The sequence below is a fragment of the Parvibaculum sp. genome (assembly GCF_045863935.1).
In the GTDB taxonomy this organism is placed as follows: Bacteria; Pseudomonadota; Alphaproteobacteria; order Parvibaculales; family Parvibaculaceae; genus Parvibaculum.
This window is the reverse complement of record NZ_BTVP01000020.1, coordinates 17,209-38,345: the sequence shown is the minus strand read 5'-3', so window position 1 is coordinate 38,345 and position 21,137 is coordinate 17,209. Positions and strand designations below refer to the sequence as shown.

Here is a 21,137-nt window from a genome sequence, read left to right as displayed (position 1 = left end):
CCCGCACATCGGAGCGGACGTTTCATTATGGCACAAGCTCAGCCCCCCGGTCCCGCCCGGGCGGGGAAAGCCAGTACCCAACGCCGGAACCAGCAAGCTTTGTGCCTCGTCTTTGCGTCTCTTCTGGGCCTTTCGGTCTATTAAGCTTAATGCCCCTCTTTTCTAGTCTCTATTTACAGAACGGCATTTCCGCATGCGATCGATAAGTCGAGGCGGGAAGAGGGGGAGCCGGAATTGGAAAATGACCCAATAAAAACGCTTGGTTTACTTAAAGCGCAAAATGAAGCTTTTCCACTGCGCCGATCAGGGCGGGGACGCAAGCGGACCGACCGGCCGCTTTTCGGCGAAATGGCTGTCACGGCCGGTCTCCTGCGCGAGGACATGCTTGCTGCCGCGCTCGAGCGGCAAAGGCGCTGGGGGAGCCGGCTCGGCTCGGTTCTGGTGAGCACGGGCGCGATGCGCGCCGCCGATGTGGCGAGGGTCTATGGCCGCCAGCGCGGGGTGCCGGTTGTCGATCTGGACCTCGAGCCGCCGGACCCGTCGCTCGCCGATCCGGCGGCGCTCGGCTTTTATCTGAAAGAGGGATGCCTGCCCTGGCGGCGGCGGGCGAGAGAAACGGTCTATGTGGCGAGCGATCCGGACGCGGCGAGGGCGGCGATCGCCGAGCGGGAGGGCCGCCATCTGCCCGTGTTCGTGACCTCGCAACGCGGCCTGCGCCGAACCATGACGAGAGACTTTGCCGCCACGCTGACGGACTGCGCCACATTCGACCTGATGCGGCGAATGCCGGAGAGTTCGGCGGCGAGGCGCCTGACGCCGGTGCAGGTGCGCATACTCGCGGTTTTCTCCCTCCTCATTCTCGGCGCCCTGCCCTTCCTTGCGTCCACGATCCTGACCGCCGCGAATATCGCACTCGGCCTCGTCTTCATTGCCCTCGCCACGCTTCGCTACATCTCGATCTTTGTCGGCCTGACCTCGCCTCCCAGCAAGGAAGAGACGGCCTATGTCAATTACGGGACGCCGCCGGACAACGAACTTCCCGTCTACACCGTGATGGTGCCGCTTTTTCGCGAGGCCCGCGTTCTGCCGATCCTCGCGCGGGCGCTGCGCGAGATCGACTACCCGGCATCGAAGCTCGACATCAAGCTGATCTTCGAGGAGAGCGATCCGGAAACGCTCGAAGCGGCGAAAGCCTTGAAGCTTCCCGACCATTTCGAATTCATCGTCGTGCCGGACAACCTGCCGCGCACCAAACCGAAAGCCTGTAATTTCGTCCTGCCTTTCGCGCGGGGAGAGTATCTCGTCATCTACGATGCGGAGGACTCGCCGGAGCCGCTACAACTGCGCAAGGCCGTTGCGGCATTCACGGCGGGCGATAGCAAGCTCGCCTGCGTGCAGGCCCAGCTCAACTATTACAACTGGAACGAGAACTGGCTCACACGCCAGTTCGCCATCGAATATGCGGCCTTTTTCGATCTGCTGCTGCCGACGATGGTGCGGCTCGGCATGCCGATCCCGCTCGGCGGCACGTCGACCCATTTCCGCACGTCTGTGCTGCGCGAAGCAGGCGCCTGGGATCCGAACAACGTTACGGAAGACGCCGATCTCGGCCTTCGCCTCGCGCTGCTCGGCTATCGCTGCGGCATCATTCGCTCGACGACGCAGGAGGAAGCGAATTGCCAACTGCCGAACTGGGTGCGGCAGCGCTCGCGCTGGATCAAGGGCTGGATGCAGACCTATCTCGTGCGCATGCGTCACCCGGTGAAACTTTATCGCGCTCTCGGTCTCAGGGGATTTGCGGGATTTCAGCTTCTGATCGGCGGCTTCACGCTTTCAAGCCTTGTCCACCCGCTGTTCTACGCGGCCGCGGGGATCGCGCTGGCAAAACGGGGAGTGCCCGGCGATTTTTCCGATGGGGCGGGGCTCGCGCTCTTCAACATCCTCGTGCTCGTTTCCGGCTATTCGCTCTCGATTGCGGCCGGCATGGCCGCCGTTTCGGCGAGAGGGCTGCTGCCGCTTTTCGGGCAGACGCTGATGATGCCGGTCTATTGGCTGCTTATCTCCGGGGCCGCCTACAAGGCCCTGTGGCAGTTCGTTACCCGGCCTTTCCATTGGGAAAAAACGGAGCATGGCATCAGCCGGATGGTCGATGGCCGGTTGCTGGGCACGACGGCGACAGAAAATCCTCGCAGCCATCCCGTCCACTAACTATTCGCTAAAGACTTCTGGCGGATAGTGGCGCCTGAACCCGCAGGGAAGGCTTGAGAGACGTCGATGTCGCAGGAAGCGGAAAAAAATCGCAGGCAAATCGGACCCGAAGTCTACGCACAGCTTGGCGTGCTGATCGTCGAGGACACGCTCTACATGGCGAACCTGCTTCGCGGCGTCCTGAGCGGCCTCGGGGTGCGGCACATCGTGAGCGCGCGTACGGGCGAGGATGCCTTGAGCGCCCTTATCAAGAACAGGATCGACCTTGCGATCATGGACGATCTGGAGCCGCCGCTCGATGGACTTTCCGTGGTGCGGGCGATCCGCACATCGGAAGAAGGCCACCTCAACGATCTTCCCGTGATCTACGTGACCACGCGGCGCGAGCGCGGCTCGATCATCGAAGCGCGGGATGCGGGCGTGACGGAAATCCTTTCCAAGCCCTTTTCCGCACAGCAGCTGATCGACCGGATCGACACCGTGTTGATGCGGCCACGCTCTATTGTCCGCTCGGCGAGCTTTACCGGCCCGGATCGCCGCCGGCGCGACGGCAAGGCGCCCATCAAGCGCCGCGAAAGCGACCGGAGCTGACGCCTCAGCCGCCCTCGCAGGCGCCGCGCCAGGTTTCCCTCAACAGATTTTTCTGCACCTTGCCCATGGTGTTGCGCGGCAGGCTTTCGACGAAGAAAGCGCGCTTCGGCACTTTGTAATTCGCGACCTTGTCCTTCAGGCGCGCGATGAGCGTTGCCTCGTCGAGCAAGAAGCCATGACGCAGAACGACGACGGCCGCACCCGCTTCGCCGAAATCGGCATGGGGCACGCCGACGACCGCCGACTCGAGTACTTCGGGCATGTCGTCGATGAGTTCCTCGATCTCTTTCGGGTAGACATTGAAGCCACCTGAAATGATGAGGTCCTTCGCGCGGCCGACGAGATGGACATAGCCGTCCGCGTCGATCATCGCGACATCGCCTGTCCTGAACCAGCCGTCTTCCGTGAATTCCTCGGCCGATTTTTCCGGCATGCGCCAGTAGCCGCGGAAGACATTGGCGCCGCGCACCTGAAGACCGCCGACCTCGCCGGCGGCGAGCGGCGCGCCTTCGTCGCTCATGACGCGCAGCTCGACGCCCGGCAAGGGAAAGCCCACCGTGCCCGGCCGCCGTTCGCCGTCATAGGGGTTCGACGCATTCATGCCGGTTTCCGTCATGCCATAGCGCTCGAGGATGGCGTGCCCGGTGCGCGCGCGGAATTCCTCGAAGGTCTCGGCGAGAAGCGGCGCGGAGCCGGAGGTGAAGAGCCGCATGTGAGCCACGGGTTCGCGGCAGAAGTCGTCGCCGGAGAGAAGCCGCGTGTAGAAAGTCGGCACGCCCATGAAGGTCGTGGCGCGGGGAAGTTCGCGGATCACGTCCTCGCGGTCGAATTTCCGCAGCCAGATCATCTTCGCGCCCGAGAGCAGCGCGCAGTGGCAAGCAACGAAAAGACCGTGAGCGTGGAAGATGGGAAGCGCGTGAAGCAGGACGTCCGCCTCCGTGAAGCGCCATGCATCGCGAAGGGCGACGCCGTTTGCGGCAAGGTTACCATGCGTGAGCATCGCTCCTTTCGGTTTGCCCGTCGTGCCGGAGGTGTAGAGGATTGCCGCGAGATCATCGGCACTGCAGGCGGCCGGCTCATCGTATTCCGCCACACCCGCGGCGGCGTCGACAAAGCTTCCGCCCGCTTCCCAGTCGAGCGTGAGGAGATGCGGCGTCCCGCGACGCGTGCATATTTCCTTCAGGGAGGTTTCAACGGAAGGGTCGCAGATCACGAGGGAGGGTTCGGCGTTGCCTACGAGGTAATCGACCTCGTCCGCGCGGTAGGCCATGTTCATCGGCAGGAAGACGAAGCCGCCGCGCAGGCAGGCGAGATAGACGGCAAGCGCTTCCGGCGACTTTTCGACCTGAAGTGCGACACGGTCTCCGCGCGCCAGCCCAAGCCGCGCAAAAAGAGCCGCATAGCGCGCTGCCGTTGCCAGCAGGTCGTTGAAGGACCAGATGCGCGGGCCGCGGGAACGATCGGGCGCTTCGATTGCCGTGCGCGTTCGGTCCTGCGGAAGGGACGCTTCGATGAGCGTATAGAGAGAGGGGCTCATTTGATCTCGCTGTCTCGGAAAGCCGATCCGCCCTTATAGCGGAGGTGGCCCCTTGCCGCATCATTCTCTCGCTAGCCCGCCGCGTGCATGTTCAGGTAGTGCATGTGCCGCTCGTACTGACCGAGAAGGTCCGCGATCACCTGTTCTTTGCCGAAACCCAAGATGTCGTAGCGCTGACCGCCCTCGCGCAACGCCACTTCGGCGCGCCATGTGCGGTCCGGCCCTTCGCGTTCGCCTTCGAGCGCGGTCACGGCGAAACTCGGCACGGGAACGCTGCGTAACGTCACGCCGTAAACAAAGACATCTTCGCCATGCGTGACGACGATGCGGACATCGCGCTCGGCAACCTCGACTTCGGCCGACATGCCCCGACCGCGAATTTCCTCCGCCACCTCCTTCAGCGCGGGCGCCACCGTGTCGCGCAGGAAGGCGACGGCGCGCTCGCGCGTGGGCTGGTGCAGCAGCACGGCGAGCCTGTGCTTCCACGGGACAGGCGGATGGCCCATGGCCAGGCCCGGCGCCGCCTGCAGACTTTGCTGGCGGTGCGTTTCGTGCCGAAGCGCCGTGAAGAGGCCGTAGCAGACGACGAGGAGGATAGCCGCGAGCGGAAAGCCGCTTGCGATTGCGCCCATCTGCAGCGCGGCAAGACCGCCCGCAAGGAGAAGCACCGCCGCGACCGCACCTTCCATCACCGCCCAGAAGACGCGCTGCCAGACCGGCGGCTCCGGCTCGCCGCCCGAAGTGATGATGTCGATGACGAGGCTTCCGGAGTCCGACGAGGTGACGAAGAACGTCACGACAAGGAGCGTCGCGATCGTCATGGATATGCCAGCAAAAGGCAGATGCCCGAGGAACTGGAAGAGCGCGACGGCAACATCCGCCTGCACGGCATCGACCATTTGCGCCGATCCATCAAGCTGCATGGCGAGCGCCGTGTTGCCGAAAACGGTGAACCAGAGAAAGGTGAAACCGGAGGGAACGAGCAACACGCCGATGACGAATTCGCGAATGGTGCGGCCGCGCGAAATGCGCGCGATGAACATGCCGACAAAAGGCGACCAGGAAATCCACCAGCCCCAGTAGAAAAGCGTCCAGCCGCCGATCCACTCGTTCGGCTGGTAGGCATAGAGCGTGAACGTCTTGCCGACGAGGTCGCTGAGATAGGCGCCGGTATTCTGCATCGCCGCTTGAACCAGGAAAACCGTCGGCCCAACGGCAAGCACGAAGAGCATAAGTGCGATTGCGAGACCGAGATTGAGTTCCGACAGACGGCGAATGCCCGCATTGATGCCGGAAACGACGGAGCCCGTCGCCAGCAAGGTGATGCCCGCGATGAGCATGAGCTGTACGGCGATGCCGGGTTCGATGCCGAAGAGATAGTTGAGACCGGCATTGACCTGCAAGACGCCGAGGCCGAGCGAGGTTGCGACGCCGAACATGGTGCCGAAGACGGCGAAGATGTCGACCAGGTGACCGATCGGCCCGTAAATGCGCTCGCCGATCAGCGGATAGAGCGCCGAGCGGACGGTGAGCGGCAGGCCCTGCCGGAAGGAGAAATAGGCGAGCGCCAGACCCATGACGGCATAGATCGCCCAGGCATGGAGCCCCCAATGGAAGAAGGAAAGCTGCATGGCGTTGCGGGCGGCTTCCACCGTGCCGCCCTCGCCGACGGGCGGCGACGCGAAATGGAGCACGGGCTCCGCCACCCCGTAGAACATGATGCCGATGCCCATGCCGGCGCTGAACAGCATGGCGAACCAGGAAGCCGTCGAGAAATCGGGCTCGGAATCGTCGGGCCCGAGCTTGATCGCGCCCATGGAACTCGCCGCAATGCCGATGGCGAAGACGAGAAATGTCGCCACCGCCGCAACATAGAACCAGCCCATCTCGTGGACGATCCACGACTGGATGGCGGCAAAAACGATGGAAGCGTCGTCTGGATCGTGAACAACAAGGAGGAGTGCCGTGAAAATCAGCGCCGCGGAACCCACAAAGACAGGCACATTCGCCTGAAAGAAACGGGGCCGTTTTCCTTCCGTATCCGCCATACGCGGTCTCCCTTCGATAATTTGCGCACAAAAAAAGACGCATTGACGGCGAAGGAGATCGCCGCGCTTTCGACTGTGGTTATGTGATTTCGCAGGCAGCATTACACAGCTCACGCCGGTGGCCAAGCTGCCTGGCATGACCGGTTCCCCCGGAAGCGCTGGCGGGTTAGACTCTCCGCGTTCGGTTGGGGGCCGGAGCAGGGAGAGAATTCATGCGTATGGTCCTTTTTGCGGCGCTTTTCGCCTTTGCCGCCTCCGCGTTGCCGGCACGTTCAGCCGTGCTGATGCCACCGGAAACCGGATATAGCGCGACACGCATCGTGAAAACCGGCGGCAACGAGATTGCCGGCAAGGTCTACTCGCAGGGCCGCAACGAGCGATGGGAAATGTCGGTGCAGGGCACGCGCCAGGTTTCCATCCTGCAGCACGACGCGGGCCGCGCCTTTCTCTACATGCCGGACATGAACATGGCGATGACGATGAACACAGCCGACGCGAAGAAGTATGGCGTCAGCGAAGTCTTCACCGGCATCGAAGCGGAAGAGGCCGGGACGGAAATCGTCGATGGCGAGGAGACAACGCGCTATCGCATTCCGCCAACCCCGAAGAACGGCAACACGGAGACGATGGTGTGGATCACCGATGACGGGATTCCGGTGAAGGCGGAGGGCGAAGGCTCGCAGGGCACCTTCTCGATGGTGCTGAAGGACCTGAAGCGCGCGCCGCAGGACGCCTCTCTCTTCCGGCTACCCGACGGAGTGACGCCGATGACCATGCCGGCAGGCCTGCCCGGAATGATGCAGGGCGGCTTGCCCGCGATGCCGCTGCGCTAGCTCTTTCGCGCCCGTTCAGGCGAGAATCGCGCCTGCCGCTATGACGAAGAAGGCAAATGTACCGAGCAACAGGCCCAAGAGGCCCGCAGCGGCGTGTCGAAGGACACTGTGTTGAAAGACGCTATGCTGAAACACCGGCATTCTCCCCTCCTGGGTCCGTTTCCCGGTTCCGTCGAACAAGGATCGTCGTCAGGCGTGAAGACTGCCTTAACGGGAGAAATGCCCGCATGACCCGTTTGGACCATGCGGCTCTTTTTCAGCGGTGAGCGGTCATGGCCGCGAGGATGTCCTGCTCGAGTGCCCAGAAGCGGTCCTGCCCCCAATGAGCGGGCATACCGTCGACACGGAAGGTCGGCGCGCCCCAGAGACCCGCATCGAAGAGCGCCTTGCGGTTTTCCTCGGCCACCTGTTGCCAGCTGTCGTCTGCAAGCGCTTCCTTAACCACGCTGGCAGAAAGTCCCGCGCGCTTCGCCACGTCGAAGAGTCCTTCGTCGCTCGATATGTCGATTCCGTCGGCGAAGACGGCGCGGCAGCCGAGTTCGGCAAAGGCCTCGCCCCGACCGAGAGGAATCGCATGGTGGATGACGGCGAGCGCGCGCGCCGCACCGCGGCCCACCGAATCGACCATGCGGCCGAAGGGCAGGCCGGCGCGATCCGCTTCGCGCTTTGTATCGAGAACGATGTAGAAGCGCTTGGTGCGGGGTACCGGCAGGCCGCGCATGACCATCGGCAGAATGAAGCGCAGCCGGAGTTCGGCATTGTAGTGATGCGCGAGCTTCAGCATGCGCGGCACCGCGATCCATGAATAAGGACTGCGGAAGGAGAACCAGAAGTCGATGACCGGGCAATGCCCGCTCTCGGGCACGGGACCGAGCTTCAGGTCGCGGTAAGGAGCGAGCGGCGGCGTGCCGGCGGGCGCCTTGTCGAACCCCATACCGGCAAGGCGCTCCTCCAGATGGTTCAACCGGTCGATGCCCCAGTACCATTCGCCTTCGAACCAGAACATGCCGCTGAGGTAATGGCCGAGTTTCCGGCGCTTCGCTGTGCCGCTCTTCAGAGCGCGCTGCGTTTCCCGCGCCGAGGCGACACCGTGGCTCTCGACGAGGCGGTCGATGGCGGCGGCGTCACGCGCGAAGAGGGCGCGGCCCGCTTCCACCGCCTGATCCGCGAACTTGCCCTTGCGCAGTGCGGAAGCGAGCAGCGCATTCACGCGCGCGATTTCGCGCTCTTCCGGGCGCGCCGCATCGGCGGGAAATTCAACGCCATACTCGCGCGCGACGCGCACCGCATCGCGCAGGGCGTAATCCTTCAGCTTGCCATATTCGGGGGCCGCGGCTTCGTCCGGCGGGACGACAAGCGAAATGTCGAGAGCGACGCCGTAGCGCGCAGCAAGCGGCGCCAGCATCTGCACCGCCAGATGGCTGTAGGGATCGTCGGCCTGATGGAAATAGTGAACGGTCGGCTTTCCGCCGCCGAGGCGCCGCCTGAGCGCGTGGAGCGCGCGGCGGGTGTTGCGCAGGCCCCGGCTCGTCAGAAGCGCGGACAAGTTACGGCTGATGAGCGCCTTCACGGTTCGTTCCTCCCTGCCCGGTTCGATCCTGAAATCGAGTATATAATGACACTCTTAATGTCAAATATTTGCGAGAGGGCGCGCGAAAGGGACGGCGGCTTGGGGGAACTGGAGCGGGTGAAGGGAATCGAACCCTCGTCGTAAGCTTGGGAAGCTTCTGCTCTACCATTGAGCTACACCCGCCCGGTCTCCCGACTAGTTACGTTTTCGGCGGAATTTTCGCAAGGGGCTACCAGCGGTTGCGGACCTCCTCCGCGAAGCCGAGAAGCTCCTTCACCTCGATCCGGCGGCCATCGTCGAGCACGGCCACGCCCGAAAAGCGCCCGAAAACCTGATGCTGGATCGAGCGCAAAAGCTTCAGGTCCACCGCGCTGTGGCGGTCGACGATGGGCTCGAAACGCATTTCGAAGCAGCCATCATTGCTGGTGAAGGACCAGGGCGCACCATCGAAAGTATCCGGCGGGATGTGGAAGGTCACCTGGTCGAACTTGTGGGCCTTGCCGTCGAAGAAGATCATGTTTTCGGAGGCGGCGGAGGTGTCGCCGAAGCCATAACCGATGTTGAAGCCGAAGGATTTTCCGTCCGCCATGCCCGAAGCCGAACCCCAGTACCAGACATTGTCGTAGGTCCAGACGCCGCGCCCCCAGTCGAGAACGCCGAAGGCGGAAGAAGGCTCGAAGGCGAAATGTTCGCCGCCGACCGAGACGCTGCCCGTGGCGGGCATGCAATTGATCTTCTGGTTGTAGTAGAAGGCGTGCGGCGCACCGGCGAAGGGCGTCGCGATCACCATGCGGTCCATTGGCGGCTGGCTGAGAAAGAGTTCCGCCTTGAGGCCGCGTCCCTTGCCGAACCCCGGACAATCGACGGTGAGGCGGCGTCCGCCCCGCTCGCGGCGGAAGGCCAGGTGGATCTTCGGGTGTTGCTGGAGGATGTCGCCGCTGTCGGCGCTTTCCGGCAGCTTCATGCGGCCGCGCGGCAGGAGGGTGACGATGCTTTCCTCCGTCGCCCGCGGTTCCTCGAAGTCGAACCAGGTGGCGCCGAGGAGCCCCATATAGCCATTGTCGGCGACGACGCAGGAAAGGCCGTAGCGCCCTGCCAGCACGCAGTAGTAGTCCCATTCCTTGATGCGGTACCAGGGCGCGCCGATCGCCGCACGGCTGTAGCGCCGGACCTCGCGCCGCGCCCAGCCCGCTTCGGCAAGGCGGCCCTCCGCGTCCAGTAGATCGCCCTCGCCCAATTCGTGCTGCATCGCCGCCCCTTTTGCTCGCGGAAAGACTACCAGTCCTCCCGGATTTGTGAATGGCCAAGGCCAGTGGCGGTGCTAGCTTTTCCCCATGAACGACGCAACACCGATCAAATTCACTCATCCGGACATTACCGCCAAGGGCGAGGCGCGCGCCTCCGTCACCTTCCGGCGGCTCGAGACGCTGTGGATCAACACGGGCACGCTCTGCAACATCGAGTGCGCCAACTGCTATATCCATTCGAGTCCGACGGATGACCGGCTCGTCTATTTCACGGCAGCCGATGCGGCGCGGCTCTTCGACGAAGCGGCGGCGATTGCGACGGAGAGCGGGCAATCCCTGCCCGAAATCGGCTTCACGGGCGGCGAGCCCTTCATGAATCCGGACATGCTCGTCATGACGGAGGATGCACTGGTACGCGGGCATGAGGTGCTCATCCTCACCAATGCGATGCAGCCGATGATGAGGCCGAAAGTGAAGCAGGGCCTCCTCTCGCTTCGCGAAAGGTTCGGCGAGGCGCTGAAACTCCGGGTGAGCATCGATCATCACACCGAAGCGCTGCACGACGCCGAGCGCGGGAAGGGCAGTTTCGCGAAAGCGATCGAAGGATTGCGCTGGCTCGCCGCCAACGGATTTTCGCTCGCCATTGCCGGGCGTACGATTTCCGGCGAAACCGAAGCCGACGAGCGCGCGGGCTATGCCGCCTTCCTCGCCCGTGAGAGCATTGCGCTCAATGCGGACGACCCTTCCGCGCTTCTTCTCTTTCCCGAGATGGACGAGCGGGCAGAGGTGCCGGAAATCACCACGGCCTGCTGGGACATCCTGCACAAAAACCCGGCCGACATGATGTGTGCGACGAGCCGGATGGCCGTGAAGCGGAAGGGCGCGGCGGCGCCTGTACTGGTCGCCTGCACGCTGCTGCCGGACGACCCGCAGTTCGAAATGGGACAGACGCTCCGCGAAAGCCTCTTGCCGGTGAAACTCAACCACCCGCATTGCGCGAAATTCTGCGTGCTGGGCGGGGCAAGCTGCTCGGTCTAGCGGCCTGAATGCGGCAGAGCGTCGCTTTCCCGATTATTGACTTGAGTCAATGAACCTCGCGCCCCGCGGTGCAAATCTTCTCGCCTAGACGGAATGCATGGATCTTCCCCGTCCCCCCAGCGAGGAGACAAAACATGAAATCGACGTCGTTTCTGATGACCGGTTGCATCCTGGCAAGCATGCTGGCCGGTTCTGCCTTTGCCCAAGTCTACATGACGGGCGAAGAGGTGGCGAAAGTCGTGGTCGGCAATACCATCGAAGGCCGCTACCGCGAATGCGGCGTGGGCCGCAACGATTTCCGCGAGTACTACGATCAGGAAGGCCTCATCCATGGCGCCGAGCGCGCCTGCCGCATGGTCGGCAACTGGTCGAAATATAGCGGGCATTGGGAGGTCAAGGACGGCAAGTTCTGCGTCCTCCTCGGCTCTGGCCGCGACGGTGGCTGCTTCGACTACACCATCGACAGCAAAGGCACCTTGTATCGTTACGACGAAAAGGGTGTCAGCGACGTCGAATTCCAGATTTACGACGGAAACCCGAACCACCTTTGAGTTTCCGTCCGGATTGCGCGGCCGGCCTTTCTCCCCCACCCCCCTCCGGCCGCGCAATTCTCCTTTTCAGCCTGCGAAGGCAAGCCAGAGCAAAGGCAGGACGAGCGCCGTCACGATGCCGTTCAGGGCCATCGCCACGCCGGAGAAGGTTCCCGACACCTCATCTTCCTGAAAGGCACGCGCGGTGCCGATGCCATGGGCGGCAATGCCCATCGCGAAGCCACGGGCGCGCGCATCGCCTATGCGGCAGAGATTGAAGAACATCGAACCGAAGACCGCACCGATGATGCCGGTGATGATGACGAAGGCCGCCGTGAGCGAGGCATAGCCGCCGATCTCCTCCGCGATCCCCATGGCGATCGGTGTCGTCACGGATTTCGGCGCCAGCGAGCGCACCGTTTCAAGGCTCGCGCCCATCGCGTCGCCAATGAGGACGGCAGAGAGCACGGCGACCGCCGATCCCACGGCAAGCGAAACGGCCATCGGAACCAGCGCCGAACGAACGCGCGCGAAGTTGCGATAGAGCGGCACCGCGAGCCCGACCGTTGCCGGCCCCAGAAGCCAGATGAGCGCCTGACCGCCACCCATATAGTCGCCTACCCATATATCGGCCGCGACGAGCAGGGCGATGATCGGGGCCGATGCGAGAAGAACCGGGTTGGCAAGCGGCGTTCCGCCAAGCGCACGCTGGATGCGAAGCGCGAGGTAATAGAAGAAGAGGGTCAGCAGGATCCAGAAGCCCGCCTCCAGAACCCTGTCCCAGTATATGAGCTTGATGCCGATATCGCTCATGCGCCACCGTCCTTGCCGCGCGTGAGACGGGACGTCCATTGGAAGGCAAGCCCGGCCGCAAGCATCGCGAGGAAGGTGCTCGCGAAAAGCGCGACGAGGATCGGCCAGAGGTCGTCGGCGAGAAGCGCCGCATAGGCCATCACGCCGACACCCGCCGGGATGTAGAAGAAATTGAGATGGGCGAGCAGGAACTCCGCCGTCTCTTTCAGCGGCTCCGGCACGCGCCGCAAGGCCACGATCGCGGCAAGCAGAATGAGAATGCCGATAACCGTGCCGGGTACGGGTAGCGAAAGCCCCCAGACGATGACACGGCCGGCCGTGTCGCAGGCGACGAGCGCAAGAAAGGCGAGAGCGAGGCGGGAGAAAGCGCGCATTCCGCCGTTCTCAGCCCGCGCGGAAGTGCTTGGAGAGCTTGAGGCCCTGACGCTGGTAGTTCGAGCCGAGCCCCGAGCCGTATAGAACGGAGGGCCGGTCCGTCAGGCGTTCGAGCACGAAGCGGCCGATGGTCTGGCCGTTCTCGAGAATGAAGGGTACGTCGTGCGAGCGCACTTCGAGGACGATGCGGCTGCCCGCGCCGCCGGCCTCGCGCGCGCCGAAGCCGGGGTCGAAGAAGCCCGCGTAATGGACGCGGAATTCACCGACCAGCGGGTTGTAGGGCACCATCTCGCCCGCATGGGTCGCTGGAATGTGCAGCGCCTCGGCGGAGGCAAGAATGTAGAATTCGTCCGGGTCGAGAATAAGCCCCTTGCCGGGGCGCACATGCACCGGGTCCCAGAAGTCGCGCACGTCGTAGGCATTCACTTTGTCGACGTCGATGACGCCGGAGTGCCGCTTCGCGCGGTAGCCGACGATCTCGTCCTCCGCGTCCGTGCGCAGATTGACCGTGAGGGCGATGCCGCCATCGATATCGGCTTCGCCGTCGACGAGCCGCAACTCCTCATGGAGCCGCTTCATCTCCGCATCGGTGCATGTGTGCGTGCCGCGGCGAAACCTGATCTGCGCTAGACGCGAGCCCGGGCGCACAAGGATAGGAAAGGTGCGCGGGCTGATTTCCAGATAGAGATGCCCCTTGTAGCCGGCCGCCACCTGATCGAACTCGTTGCAGAAATCGGTGATGAGACGCGTGAAGACATCGAGGCGCCCCGTCGAGCTCTTCGGGTTCGCCGAGGCCGAGGTGCGTTCCGAAAGTGCGAGCGCTTCGACCAGCGGCACGAGATAGACGCAGCCCGTTTCGAGCACGGCACCTTCGCTCAGGTCGATCTTGTGGAGCATCAGCTCCTCGACGCGCTCCATCACGCCGCATTCGGGGCCAGGCAGGAAGGAGGCGCGCAGGCGGTAGGCGGTGGCGCCGAGCCGCAGGTCGAGGCTTGCAGGCTGCAACTGGCTCGGGTCGATTTCGTGACCGCCCCAGATTTCCTTTTCGCGGATCAGTGTCGCAATGCCATGCGACGGCAGAATGCCCGTCGTGTGCAGCTGGCCGGGGCCGACGCGGCGGGGCTCGTCGTTGTGATGGGGAAAGAGGTCGTCCGCCGCTTTTGTCATGCAATCCCTCGGGGCAGCGGGGCCTGCCCGCCTCGTCTTTTCAAGCCTCGTTTATAGTTGCCGTAGCAGGACGGGGAAAGCCCGGAAGACCGGCTCGCGCAATCGAGCCTTGACGGCGGTGGTCCCTCCGCCTTAAATGCGCCCGATCCCGTGGTGATTTGAGCCGACCGGCTTGCGGCCACGTTAAACAACTCGCTAAAAAGGTCGGGACGTGAGCCCCGATCCCATACGGTCGGGGTTTTTTTATGGGGTAGCCCAGATGAGCAAGACGACACGAGATGGCCGGACGCTTCGGCCCCGCACCGAAGCCGTTCACGGCGGCACGAACCGCACGCCTTTCGGCGAGACCAGCGAGGCCCTGTTCCTCACGTCTGGCTATGTCTACGACTCCATGGAGGCGGCCGAGCGCCGCTTCAAGAATGAGGAGCCGGGCTTCGTCTACAGCCGCTTCTCCAACCCGACGGTGCGCATGTTCGAGGAGCGCATGGCCGTGCTCGAAGGAGCGGAAGATGCGCGCGCGACCGCAACCGGCATGGCAGCCGTGACCTCCGCCCTGCTCTGTTATCTCAAGGCGGGCGACCATGTGCTCTCGTCGCGCGCCCTTTTCGGTTCCTGCCGCTACATCGTGGAAGACCTGCTGCCGCGCTTCGGCATCACATCGACGCTTGTCGACGGGCGCGATATCGATGCCTGGAAAAAGGCCGTGCAGCCGAACACCAAGGTGCTGTTCCTCGAAACGCCGTCGAACCCGACGCTCGAAATCATCGACATCAGGGCGGTCGCCGATATCGCACATGCGGCAGGCGCGAAACTCTTCATCGACAATGTGTTCGCGACGCCCACGCTGCAGCGGCCGATGGAGCTCGGCGCGGATGTCGTCGTCTATTCGGCGACGAAGCATATCGACGGCCAGGGCCGCTGCCTCGGCGGCGTTGTGCTCGCCGACCAGGCATTCATTTCGGACCATCTTGCGAACTTCCTGCGCCAGACGGGCCCGAGCCTCAGCCCGTTCAACGCCTGGGTGATGCTCAAAAGCCTCGAGACGCTCGATCTGCGTGTGCGGGAACATGCCCGCAATGCCGAAGCCGTCGCGCGGTTCCTCGAAGGCCACAAGGGGATCGAACGCGTCTTCTATCCCGGCCTGCCGAGCCATCCGCAGCATAATCTCGCGAAGAGCCAGATGGAGGCCGGCGGCAATATCGTCGCCTTCGAGGTGAGGGGCGGCAAGGCCGGCGCCTTCCGCTTCGCCAATGCGCTGCAGGTGGTGAAGATTTCAAACAATCTGGGCGACTCGAAGAGCCTCATCACGCATCCCGCGACAACCACCCATCAACGGCTCACACAAGACGTGCGCGAGGAGCTCGGCATCAATGAGGGTCTGGTGCGGCTGTCGGTCGGGCTCGAAGACATGGCCGACCTGATCGAGGACATGGAAAGGGCGCTGGCGTAAAGCGTTAACCCTGCGCCTCAAAATCGCCGCCATTAACAGGAAGTTAGAGTGTATCCGCTAAGGTTTTAATCCTGCGGGGGAAGGGTTTTTCGGCAACTTGCCGGAAAGCACGATGCGGTACATATCCCTTGCAGGACGCGGCCAGAAAGCCGGGTCCCGCATTCACAGACGTCTTCGTGCAAGGATCGCCCGATGTACAGCGCCATGACCCGGTCCATCAATATTCTGGTCGAGCCGACCTATCTCGAGGACCAGTCCGAACCCGAGCAGGACTATTACGTCTGGGCGTATCACGTCACGATCGAGAATCGTGGGCGTGAAACGGTGAAGCTGCGCGCGCGCTACTGGAAGATCACGGATGCTTGCGGCCATGTGCATGAGGTGCGCGGGCCCGGCGTTGTCGGCGAACAGCCGGTGCTCAAGCCCGGCGAAACCTTCGAATATACGAGCGGCACACCGCTCGGCGCTCCATCGGGCATCATGTTCGGCAACTACGAGATGGAGACCGATGCGGGCGAGACCTTCGAGGTCGACATCCCCGCCTTCTCGCTCGATTGCCCACATGCGATGCGGATGCTGCACTAAAACCTCGCACGCCTCGCTTCCCGCGCCGCACCGGTTTAGGATGACGCACGCTATCGCCGTCCTCTAATGCTGGAAACCGGTGCCCATGGCCTCGCCGCAAATCTTCACGCCCCGGGAGATGATCGAAAAGCTCGTCTCCTTCGACACGACGAGCCATCTTTCCAATCTGGCGCTGATCGAATTCGTTGAAAGCTATCTTGCAAGCCACGGCGTCCCGTCGCGGCGGGTGACGAATGAGGACGGCACCAAGGCCAATCTCTTCGCGACGCTCGGGGACGAAACGGAGCCCGGCGGCATCGTGCTTTCCGGGCATACGGATGTCGTTCCCGTCGAAGGGCAGGACTGGTCGAGCGACCCCTTCGGCATCGTCGAGAAGGACGGCAGGCTTTTCGGACGCGGGACGAGCGACATGAAGAGCTTCATCGCCATTGCGCTCGCCTATGTGCCGAAGTTCCTGAAGGGCGGGCCGAAGATGCCGGTTCACCTCGCGCTTTCCTATGACGAGGAAGTGGGCTGCCTCGGTGTCCGCCCGATGATCGAGAGCATCATCCGCACGATGCCGCGCCCCCAGGTCGTCATCGTCGGCGAACCCTCCTCCATGAAGGTCGTGAACGCGCACAAGGGTATCCAGTCCTACACCACGAAAGTGACGGGCCTCGAATTCCATTCGAGCCAGACGCATCTCGGCGTCAGCGCCATTCAATATGCGGTGGAACTTATTTCCTTCCTGATGACGCTCGCCACGGAGATGCGCGAGCGCGGCGATGCGTCCGGACGCTTCAGCCCGCCCTATACGACGATCAATGTCGGCACCATCAGGGGCGGAACGGCGCTCAACATTATTCCGAAAAGCTGCTCTTTCCTCTGGGAATACCGTTCGCTTCCGGATGCCGACCCGTCCGAGATCATCTCCCGATTCAATGCCTATGCGGAAGAGGAGGTGCTGCCGCGCATGCGCGCCGTCTTCCCCGGCGCGAAGATCGAAACCGTCGCCCGCGCGCAGTCGCCGGGCCTTGCCGCCCTTGACGGCGATCCGGGCGAAACGCTCGTCATGAAGCTCGCGCAGTGCAACTCGGCCGAGGCCGTTTCCTACAACACGGAGGCGGGGCTCTTTCAGCTTGCGGATATTCCGACCGTCGTCTGCGGTCCCGGCGACATCGCGCAGGCGCACAAGCCCGACGAATTCATCGAGCTTTCGCAGATCGCCGAATGCGAGACCTTCATGGGGCGGCTGGCCGACTTCGTGTCCGGGCGGCCGATCTGAGCGCTATCGCAGCACCGGAGCCATACTGCGCTGCACTTCCGCCGTCAGCTCGGCATCGAACTTCGCCGCCAGCGCCTGCATCAGCGCCGCATAGGCGGCGTCGCGCTCGTTGAGGCTCGCGCTTTCGAGGACCGTACGCTCGGCGGTGGCATCGACGTCAGCGGACCATGTGCCCGAGCCGCCATCCGGCGTCGGACGCTCCACGACAAGCCGCGCCTTGAGGCGAGCCTTCAGCCGCGTGTCGAGCTGGTCGCTGAAAAGGCCGGTAAGGCCGCCTTTCTTTTCGAGCCGCTCCTGCGTCACCGTGCCGTCGAGAAGGGTGAGCACCGCCGTGCCGCGATTGCCGCTCGCGACGAGGCGCGCATCGGCCCACCCCCGCGCGATCGTCGAAGGTGTCACCTTGTGAAGATGCTCGACATAAGGCTCGCGGCCGGAGGAATTGAACCGACTGTCCATCGTCACGCTTGCGATGTCCAGGCGGAGCGCGGGCCTTGCCTCGAAGGAAACGGAGGCCGGTCCGGCAGGCGCCGGAGGATCGCCAGCACAGGCCGCAAGAAAGGGAAGGAGGAGCGCCAGGCAGAGGGCGCGCGGCAGGAATGAGCAGGAGCGGTGGGGAGGGTTCACTTCAAGAGCCTCGTTCAGTTCAGCCCTTCCTTCAATTCGGCGGGCTCGAAGACATGGACCTCGCTGCAGAATTCGCAGGTCACGGTGATGACACCGTCCTGCACCATTTCGTCTATTTCATGGCTGCCGAAGGAACGTAACACGGACGACATACGCTCGCGCGAGCAGTGGCAGGAGAATTCGACCGGGGACGGATCGTAGGCACGCACACCGTCCTCGTGAAACAGGCGATAGAGCAGCCGGTTCGGCTCGAGGTCGGGATCGAGGAGTTCGTGATCCTCTACCGTGTCGAGCAGGATCGAGGCGCGGTTCCAGGCTTCCTCTTCGTCCGTATAGGGGTTTTCGTCCCGGTCTTCACGGTAACCGGTAAGACCGCCGTCCGGCGCGATGTGCTGGATCATGATGGCGCCAGCGCGCCAGTTCTTCTCCGGCCCCGTCGCTTCGCGGTGGTAGAAGGGCCCCGCCGCAAGGCGGATGCGCGTCGCAACCTGCTCGGAATTCGCGAAATATTCGTGCGCGCTGTGGCTGAGCCCGCCCGGGAGGAGCGCGACAATCCCCTGATAGGGCTCCATGCCGGGGCCCTGATCGATGGTGAGCGCAAGATGCCCCTCGCCCATCAGGTCCGCCGGTCCGGTGCGGCCCGCGCCGAGCGCCTCTGCAAGGCGCTCCTGGTTCATCATCGCATAGCCGCGCAGCTTTCCCGGCGACTCATAGTCCGCGACGATCATGTTCACCGGCCCGTTGCTCTGCGTCTGCAGAATGAAGCGGCCGTCGAATTTCAGCGCGGAGCCGATCATGGCGGTGAGCGCCAGCGCTTCGCCGAGAAGACGCGAGACGGGTTCGGGATAGGCGTGGCTCGTCAACACGCGGTCGACGAGCGGACCGAGGCGGACGACCCGGCCGCGGATGCCCAGATCCTCGATCTGGAACGGCTGTACGAGGTCGTCGATGCCGGTGCCGTTCGAACTGCTCACGAAAATTCTCGATCCTGCTTTACGTATTTCACTGGAAACACCAGGCGAGAACGCCCTTCTGTGCGTGAAGCCTGTTCTCGGCCTCATCGAATACGACCGAGGCCGGACCGTCGATCACATCGGCGATCACTTCCTCTCCGCGGTGCGCGGGCAGGCAGTGCATGAAGATCGCCTCCTTGCCTGCCGCCGCCATCAGGCGCTCGTTCACCTGATAGGGAGCGAGGAGATTGTGACGACGCGATGCCGTTTCCTCGCTATCGCCCATCGAGACCCAGGTGTCGGCATTGATGCAATCGGCATCCTTCACCGCTTCATAGGGATCGGTCGTGAGCAGGATGTCCGCACCGCGGGACTTCGCCCAGGAGATCGCGTCCGCGCTCGGCGCGAGTTCCGGCGGACAGGCCAGCCGCAGCTCGAATTCGAGCTGCGCGGCGGCCTGTATCCAGGACGTCACCATGTTGTTGCCGTCGCCAACCCAGGCAATGCGCCGTCCCTTGATCGGCCCCTTGTGCTCCTCGAAGGTCATCACATCCGCCATCAGCTGGCAGGGGTGGGAGCGATCGGTGAGGCCATTGATGACGGGCACGCTTGCATATTCCGCAAGCTCCAGCAGGTGCTTGTGGTCTGTGGTGCGGATCATGATCGCGTCGACATAACGCGAAAGCACGCGGGCCGTGTCGGCGATGGTTTCGCCGCGGCCGAGCTGCGTGTCGTTACCGTTCAGCAGCAGCGTTTCGCCGCCGAGCTGGCGCATGGCGACGTCGAAGGAAACGCGCGTGCGCGTCGAGGGCTTTTCGAAGAGCATCGCGAGGAGCTTGCCCTTGAGCGGCTTGTCCGCGTCAGGCTCGGCCTGACCGAGACCGGCGCGCCCCGCCTTGCGCTTCTTCGAGCTTTCGAGGATCGCCCGGATATCGGCAGGCGCAACATTATCGAGATCGAGGAAATGGCGCGTGCTCATGACTTCGCTCCCGCTGCCGCGGCTTCGTTGCCGAGCGCCGCATCGAGCTTTGCGCAAGCCCTGCCAAGTTTTTCCATTGCCTCTTCGAGATGCACTTCCTCGATGATGAGCGGCGGCAGGAGGCGCACGACATTGTCGCCGGCGCCCACCGTCAGCATCTTCTCCTCGCGCAATGCCGCCACGAGATCGGTGTTCGGCACCCGACACTTGAGGCCGAGCATCAGACCCTCGCCGCGCACGCTTTCGATCACGCGGGGATACTGGTCGGCGAGCATGGCGAGCTTCTGCCGGAGCTTGAGGCCGAGCATGTTCACATGCGGAAGGAAGTTTTCGTCGAGCGCGAGGTCCATCACCGCGCTTGCCACCGCCATCGCCAGCGGATTGCCGCCGAAGGTCGAGCCATGCGTGCCGACGACCATGCCGCGCGCGGCCGCTTCGGTCGCGAGGCAGGCACCGACGGGGAAGCCACCGCCCAGCGCCTTCGCAACGCCCATGATGTCCGGCGTGATTCCGGCGAGTTCATGCGCGAAGAGCTTGCCCGTGCGGCCGATGCCCGTCTGCACCTCGTCCAGCACGAGGAGAATGCCGGCCTCGTCGCACATTTGCCGGATGCGCCGGAGGTCTTCGTTCGGGATGACGCGGATGCCGCCTTCGCCCTGGATCGGCTCGATCAGGATGCCTGCCGTCGCCGGGCCGATCGCGGCCTGAAGCGCCTTCAGGTCGCCGAAGGGCACCTGCGGGAAGCCGGGCATGGCAGGGCCGAAGCCTTCGAGATATTTCGGCTGGCCGCCGGCCGCGATGGTTGCGAGCGTGCGTCCGTGGAAGGCGCCTTCCATGGTGATGAGTTCGTAGCGCTCGGGCGCGCCGCCAGCGGCATGATATTTGCGCGCCATCTTGATCGCGCATTCGAGCGCTTCCGCACCCGAATTCGTGAAGAAGACCGTGTCGGCGAAGGTCGCTTCGACGAGCCTGCGGGCGAGCCGCTCCTGGCCGGGAATGCGGTAGATGTTCGATGTGTGCCAGACCTTCTGCGCCTGCTCCGTCAGCGCGGCGATGAGGCGCGGATGGGCATGGCCGAAAGCGTTGACGGCGATGCCGGCGCCGAAGTCGAGATAGCGCTCGCCCTTGGCGGTCAGAAGCCAGGGGCCTTCGCCCCGCTCGAATTCAAGATCGGCCCGCGCATAGGTCGGCAAAACAGGCGTAATCACGGAGGTCAGTCCTTCTCACAAATTTCCCGAGCGATGCTGTTCGTGGAACGACGGAGGAATTGCCGCGGGTTTTCCATGCGGCGGGAGGGGCTCCGACAGACCGGCGAGACAGCAGTT

The 21,137-nt window shown here is 63.6% G+C and carries 19 protein-coding genes, 1 tRNA gene and 1 riboswitch; of the genes, 8 read left to right on the top strand and 12 right to left on the bottom strand.

Annotation, left to right across the window (positions count from 1 at the left end):
• The first annotated feature begins 348 nt into the window (after positions 1-348).
• Both ACKUUH_RS10160 and ACKUUH_RS10155 read left to right on the top strand, forming a co-directional pair.
• Positions 349-2,208: a glycosyltransferase family 2 protein gene (locus ACKUUH_RS10160; protein ID WP_407949800.1), complete on the top strand. Its 1,860-nt coding sequence runs from the start codon at positions 349-351 to the stop codon at positions 2,206-2,208.
• 66 nt (positions 2,209-2,274) lie between these two features.
• Entirely contained in the window at positions 2,275-2,799 is a 525-nt protein-coding gene (locus ACKUUH_RS10155; RefSeq protein ID WP_407949799.1) for a PleD family two-component system response regulator, read from the top strand.
• A 4-nt stretch (positions 2,800-2,803) separates the two neighbouring features.
• Here ACKUUH_RS10155 and ACKUUH_RS10150 read toward each other — a convergent pair whose 3' ends face one another.
• Positions 2,804-4,336, bottom strand: coding sequence for a malonate--CoA ligase (locus ACKUUH_RS10150; RefSeq protein WP_407949798.1), 1,533 nt, complete (start codon positions 4,334-4,336; stop codon positions 2,804-2,806).
• Between the two features lie 71 nt (positions 4,337-4,407).
• Positions 4,408-6,384, bottom strand: coding sequence for a BCCT family transporter (locus ACKUUH_RS10145; protein ID WP_407949797.1), 1,977 nt, complete (start codon positions 6,382-6,384; stop codon positions 4,408-4,410).
• A gap of 212 nt (positions 6,385-6,596) precedes the next feature.
• Between ACKUUH_RS10145 and ACKUUH_RS10140 the strand changes: the two genes are divergently transcribed.
• The gene (locus tag ACKUUH_RS10140) at positions 6,597-7,217 is read left to right on the top strand and encodes a hypothetical protein (protein ID WP_407949796.1); all 621 of its coding nucleotides are present in this window, start codon (positions 6,597-6,599) and stop codon (positions 7,215-7,217) included.
• A 256-nt stretch (positions 7,218-7,473) separates the two neighbouring features.
• Here ACKUUH_RS10140 and ACKUUH_RS10135 read toward each other — a convergent pair whose 3' ends face one another.
• The 3 genes from ACKUUH_RS10135 to ACKUUH_RS10125 form a co-directional block, all read right to left on the bottom strand.
• A complete protein-coding gene (locus ACKUUH_RS10135) occupies positions 7,474-8,787 on the bottom strand; it encodes a DsbA family protein (protein WP_407949795.1) in 1,314 nt (437 codons plus the stop codon).
• Positions 8,788-8,896: 109 nt separating this feature from the next.
• Positions 8,897-8,970: transfer RNA gene (locus tag ACKUUH_RS10130), tRNA-Gly, on the bottom strand.
• A gap of 46 nt (positions 8,971-9,016) precedes the next feature.
• Positions 9,017-10,036, bottom strand: a complete 1,020-nt coding sequence (locus ACKUUH_RS10125; RefSeq protein ID WP_407949794.1) for a DUF2804 domain-containing protein — start codon at positions 10,034-10,036, stop codon at positions 9,017-9,019.
• Positions 10,037-10,121: 85 nt separating this feature from the next.
• On the opposite strand from ACKUUH_RS10125, the gene ACKUUH_RS10120 reads away from it, so the two are divergent.
• Positions 10,122-11,072 carry a radical SAM protein gene (locus ACKUUH_RS10120; protein WP_407949792.1) on the top strand — a complete coding sequence of 317 codons (951 nt, stop codon included), beginning with the start codon at positions 10,122-10,124 and terminating at the stop codon, positions 11,070-11,072.
• Between the two features lie 134 nt (positions 11,073-11,206).
• Positions 11,207-11,623: a hypothetical protein gene (locus ACKUUH_RS10115; RefSeq protein WP_407949791.1), complete on the top strand. Its 417-nt coding sequence runs from the start codon at positions 11,207-11,209 to the stop codon at positions 11,621-11,623.
• 66 nt (positions 11,624-11,689) lie between these two features.
• On the opposite strand, the gene ACKUUH_RS10110 is transcribed toward ACKUUH_RS10115, so the two are convergent.
• Genes ACKUUH_RS10110 through ACKUUH_RS10100 form a run of 3 tightly spaced genes read right to left on the bottom strand, consistent with a single transcriptional unit; the run spans position 11,690 to position 13,957 of the window.
• Positions 11,690-12,415 (bottom strand): LrgB family protein, encoded by a 726-nt coding sequence (locus ACKUUH_RS10110; RefSeq protein ID WP_407949790.1) that lies wholly within the window; start codon positions 12,413-12,415, stop codon positions 11,690-11,692.
• Positions 12,412-12,789, bottom strand: coding sequence for a CidA/LrgA family protein (locus tag ACKUUH_RS10105; protein WP_407949789.1), 378 nt, complete (start codon positions 12,787-12,789; stop codon positions 12,412-12,414). The genes ACKUUH_RS10110 and ACKUUH_RS10105 overlap by 4 nt, the downstream gene beginning before the upstream one ends.
• A 10-nt stretch (positions 12,790-12,799) precedes the next feature.
• Positions 12,800-13,957 (bottom strand): 2'-deoxycytidine 5'-triphosphate deaminase, encoded by a 1,158-nt coding sequence (locus tag ACKUUH_RS10100; RefSeq protein WP_407949788.1) that lies wholly within the window; start codon positions 13,955-13,957, stop codon positions 12,800-12,802.
• A 140-nt stretch (positions 13,958-14,097) separates the two neighbouring features.
• Positions 14,098-14,177, top strand: a riboswitch (SAM riboswitch).
• Positions 14,178-14,216: 39 nt separating this feature from the next.
• Between ACKUUH_RS10100 and metZ the strand changes: the two genes are divergently transcribed.
• The 3 genes from metZ (at position 14,217) to argE (ending at position 17,256) form a co-directional block, all read left to right on the top strand.
• Positions 14,217-15,407 (top strand): O-succinylhomoserine sulfhydrylase, encoded by a 1,191-nt coding sequence (metZ, locus tag ACKUUH_RS10095; protein ID WP_407949787.1) that lies wholly within the window; start codon positions 14,217-14,219, stop codon positions 15,405-15,407.
• A gap of 192 nt (positions 15,408-15,599) precedes the next feature.
• A complete protein-coding gene (gene apaG, locus ACKUUH_RS10090) occupies positions 15,600-15,992 on the top strand; it encodes a Co2+/Mg2+ efflux protein ApaG (protein ID WP_407949786.1) in 393 nt (130 codons plus the stop codon).
• An 85-nt stretch (positions 15,993-16,077) separates the two neighbouring features.
• Positions 16,078-17,256 (top strand): acetylornithine deacetylase, encoded by a 1,179-nt coding sequence (argE, locus tag ACKUUH_RS10085; protein ID WP_407949785.1) that lies wholly within the window; start codon positions 16,078-16,080, stop codon positions 17,254-17,256.
• A 3-nt stretch (positions 17,257-17,259) separates the two neighbouring features.
• Here argE and ACKUUH_RS10080 read toward each other — a convergent pair whose 3' ends face one another.
• Genes ACKUUH_RS10080 through ACKUUH_RS10065 form a run of 4 tightly spaced genes read right to left on the bottom strand, consistent with a single transcriptional unit; the run spans position 17,260 to position 21,020 of the window.
• A complete protein-coding gene (locus ACKUUH_RS10080) occupies positions 17,260-17,880 on the bottom strand; it encodes a hypothetical protein (RefSeq protein WP_407949784.1) in 621 nt (206 codons plus the stop codon).
• Between the two features lie 14 nt (positions 17,881-17,894).
• Positions 17,895-18,854, bottom strand: coding sequence for an Hsp33 family molecular chaperone (locus tag ACKUUH_RS10075; protein WP_407949783.1), 960 nt, complete (start codon positions 18,852-18,854; stop codon positions 17,895-17,897).
• 28 nt (positions 18,855-18,882) lie between these two features.
• Positions 18,883-19,812 (bottom strand): ornithine carbamoyltransferase, encoded by a 930-nt coding sequence (gene argF, locus ACKUUH_RS10070; RefSeq protein WP_407949782.1) that lies wholly within the window; start codon positions 19,810-19,812, stop codon positions 18,883-18,885.
• Positions 19,809-21,020 (bottom strand): aspartate aminotransferase family protein, encoded by a 1,212-nt coding sequence (locus tag ACKUUH_RS10065; RefSeq protein WP_407949780.1) that lies wholly within the window; start codon positions 21,018-21,020, stop codon positions 19,809-19,811. The genes argF and ACKUUH_RS10065 overlap by 4 nt, the downstream gene beginning before the upstream one ends.
• Between the last annotated feature and the right edge of the window lie 117 nt (positions 21,021-21,137).

Bases quoted from the DNA above. Each gene is read 5' to 3' on its own strand.
- ACKUUH_RS10160 (WP_407949800.1), top strand. From the start codon at position 349: ATGGCTGTCACGGCCGGTCTCCTGCGCGAGGACATGCTTGCTGCCGCG.
- ACKUUH_RS10155 (WP_407949799.1), top strand. From the start codon at position 2,275: ATGTCGCAGGAAGCGGAAAAAAATCGCAGGCAAATCGGACCCGAAGTC.
- ACKUUH_RS10150 (WP_407949798.1), bottom strand. From the start codon at position 4,336: ATGAGCCCCTCTCTCTATACGCTCATCGAAGCGTCCCTTCCGCAGGAC.
- ACKUUH_RS10145 (WP_407949797.1), bottom strand. From the start codon at position 6,384: ATGGCGGATACGGAAGGAAAACGGCCCCGTTTCTTTCAGGCGAATGTG.
- ACKUUH_RS10140 (WP_407949796.1), top strand. From the start codon at position 6,597: ATGCGTATGGTCCTTTTTGCGGCGCTTTTCGCCTTTGCCGCCTCCGCG.
- ACKUUH_RS10125 (WP_407949794.1), bottom strand. From the start codon at position 10,036: ATGCAGCACGAATTGGGCGAGGGCGATCTACTGGACGCGGAGGGCCGC.
- ACKUUH_RS10120 (WP_407949792.1), top strand. From the start codon at position 10,122: ATGAACGACGCAACACCGATCAAATTCACTCATCCGGACATTACCGCC.
- ACKUUH_RS10115 (WP_407949791.1), top strand. From the start codon at position 11,207: ATGAAATCGACGTCGTTTCTGATGACCGGTTGCATCCTGGCAAGCATG.
- ACKUUH_RS10110 (WP_407949790.1), bottom strand. From the start codon at position 12,415: ATGAGCGATATCGGCATCAAGCTCATATACTGGGACAGGGTTCTGGAG.
- ACKUUH_RS10105 (WP_407949789.1), bottom strand. From the start codon at position 12,789: ATGCGCGCTTTCTCCCGCCTCGCTCTCGCCTTTCTTGCGCTCGTCGCC.
- ACKUUH_RS10100 (WP_407949788.1), bottom strand. From the start codon at position 13,957: ATGACAAAAGCGGCGGACGACCTCTTTCCCCATCACAACGACGAGCCC.
- metZ (WP_407949787.1), top strand. From the start codon at position 14,217: ATGAGCAAGACGACACGAGATGGCCGGACGCTTCGGCCCCGCACCGAA.
- apaG (WP_407949786.1), top strand. From the start codon at position 15,600: ATGTACAGCGCCATGACCCGGTCCATCAATATTCTGGTCGAGCCGACC.
- argE (WP_407949785.1), top strand. From the start codon at position 16,078: ATGGCCTCGCCGCAAATCTTCACGCCCCGGGAGATGATCGAAAAGCTC.
- argF (WP_407949782.1), bottom strand. From the start codon at position 19,812: ATGAGCACGCGCCATTTCCTCGATCTCGATAATGTTGCGCCTGCCGAT.